This is a genomic window from Acidobacteriota bacterium (genome assembly GCA_003225175.1).
Lineage (GTDB): Bacteria > Acidobacteriota > Terriglobia > Terriglobales > Acidobacteriaceae > Gp1-AA112.
This window is the reverse complement of record QIBA01000203.1, coordinates 1-2,173: the sequence shown is the minus strand read 5'-3', so window position 1 is coordinate 2,173 and position 2,173 is coordinate 1. Positions and strand designations below refer to the sequence as shown.

The 2,173-nt window shown below is 55.9% G+C and carries 3 protein-coding genes; 2 read left to right on the top strand and 1 reads right to left on the bottom strand.

Translation table 11 applies throughout. The annotated features are described in order from the left end of the window. Positions 1 to 134: 134 nt before the first annotated feature. Complete coding sequence (locus DMG62_24565; GenBank protein ID PYY19492.1) at positions 135 to 365, top strand: hypothetical protein; 231 nt, start codon at positions 135 to 137, stop codon at positions 363 to 365. Positions 366 to 423: 58 nt separating this feature from the next. Beyond that, positions 424 to 705 carry a hypothetical protein gene (locus tag DMG62_24560; GenBank protein PYY19491.1) on the top strand — a complete coding sequence of 94 codons (282 nt, stop codon included), beginning with the start codon at positions 424 to 426 and terminating at the stop codon, positions 703 to 705. Between the two features lie 529 nt (positions 706 to 1,234). On the opposite strand, the gene DMG62_24555 is transcribed toward DMG62_24560, so the two are convergent. After that, entirely contained in the window at positions 1,235 to 1,792 is a 558-nt protein-coding gene (locus DMG62_24555; GenBank protein ID PYY19490.1) for a hypothetical protein, read from the bottom strand. Positions 1,793 to 2,173: the final 381 nt, after the last annotated feature.

Genomic DNA, 2,173 nt, shown 5'->3' with positions numbered 1-2,173 from the left:
GCGGGCATGGACGCCGGCCCGCACAATGTTGTTGCAACAATTGCATGGCACTCTGGTAGCCGCGCGAGGGCGTCGCACGCTGCTGCGCCGACACACATGGCCCAGGAGATCGTGGCCGAAGAAGCTCTGCTGCGATTGACGCGACTGTGTGGCATCAATCTGGTTACTCTTTACGGAGTGGTGGCGGCCGTGGGCGATGTGCGCCGCTTAGTCACAGTAAAAAGTTAGTCGCTTACTTTGGCCTTAACCCAAGCGTGTCCCAGAGCGGCAACTTCGAAGGGAGCGGAGCACTCAAGCGGCATGGAAGAGGAGCGCTGCGCGCCTTGCTCATCCAATCGGGCAAAAAGCTCCTGCAAGTAAAATAATCCGCTGCAGAAGTAGGGACTGGCGGTAGCGGCACGGCGCGGACGAAATAAAGCGGCCGTGGCCGTCGCGCGCAAGCTCTGCGTGGCGCTGTGGCATGTCTTGATGGGACACTTAATCGGCGCGTTCGAACGGCTCGACACGCTGGCAACAAAACTGAGCAAGTTCGCTACCGAAATTGGACCGGGCGCTCTCACTGCCTTCGGCTATAACAACAAAGCCGACTTCGTGAAGAAGAACCTTATCTCTTACGCACTTATCCTTGACCGAACCACATGTCTGCTTCGCCTGGGTAGGTGCTCGGGCAGCCATGAAAGAGCGATCATGATGGGAACTAGATGAATGACGATAGCCATGATGCCATGTACCAGAAACTGTCGTTCCGAAACGCGCGACGCTATGAACCAACCGTAGAGCGGGTACTGAAGGAGTGCGAACGGGATCACCAGCGCACGAAGGAACGGCATAGCAAAGGTCAAAAGCGGGAAAAATAGGAATACCCAGCTGTATGATCTAGGTTCAGCGCCACCCGATCGGATCGCTAGCCATAGCAGGAGCGGCGACACAATGAGCCCGATCAGCGCACCTATAGCGGACGTCCTGCTCATCGACCTAACGAGAATTCGGTTGAAATTCTGCGCCTTTAAACACGCAAATTTTGGATCTAATCTAGCTTGAGTTTGCGCCGGGGAAGAACAAAATCGAGCTCACGATGGCGATTTTACCGCCAGCACGGAAGCCACACAAACCGAAATCACTCGATCAAGTGCGAGGCGTGATTCGAGTTGGGTAGTTTTTTGGATTGAAAGCACTATCTGTGGCGCCGCGATCTGGCGGTCAACATGTCATTCTCATCGCATTCGCAGCAGGCTTAATCGTCGGGTGGCGCAGCCAACAAGATCACCAGCGGAATCGCCACCGAGCAGAAGCGGCCGACCCCAATCATCCGAAACCGTTCGATCGCGTAGCCGCGGTAGAACAATTTTTCCACCACTCCGGCGCGAAAAACGATCGCGGTGATCAACCATAATGGGAGTTTCTCGAAGGTGACAGAACCGGGACCGTGTCCGTAGCCGGTGAGATAAGCCAGCGCACCGACAGCCGCGGCAGACACGGTCGCGATAATAAATCCCCACCGGATGGATCTCCACCAGCGCGCTGTGCCGAGTCCAATGGAACGCATGGGGAAGTGTGCGCCGCGCCGGATGATCAAAATGAAAGCCAGCGCGCTCACCCAGATCAGAGATTCCTTTAGAAGTGCCGAGGCAAACGTGATCTCAGGGACGAAGAACACGAATACCTGGCGGATCGCGACCATCGCAAAAAGCGAGATAGACAGTCCAGCCCACGTTGCGCGCGAAACTTTCGTGCTAACCGACGACTGGTTGGAGCTGAGAGCGAACGGCGCGCCGACGTTGTCTGTTTCCATAAATTGTCCAAATAAAATGCCGAGACGCGCAGTTTGGATTCAAGAAAATACGAGGCGGTTCGACGATGCGTTCGCGGGTTGTCAGTTGGCGCTTCCCGAGTCGCCTCGCCCTTTTTCAAGGGAGAGGGGAGGGCGAGGGATGATTTCAAGTCGGCGGGTACGCAGTGTTAAAGGCTGGCCCTCACCTTTATCGTCTCCCCGTCAGCAAGGTGGAGAAGCGTGACAATCGCGGAGGCTACGGCTTCCCGGTGGTCGCGCCCTACAATTAAAGATTTCCTGTTTTCCTGGCTTCCTGATTCATTCGGCGTTCGCTCGCGTGTCGCTACTGCACGGTGACAAGTGTGCCGACTGGAATTTCGGAGAAGAATTTGCGCGCAGTAT

Bases quoted from the DNA above. Each gene is read 5' to 3' on its own strand.
- DMG62_24555 (PYY19490.1), bottom strand. From the start codon at position 1,792: ATGGAAACAGACAACGTCGGCGCGCCGTTCGCTCTCAGCTCCAACCAG.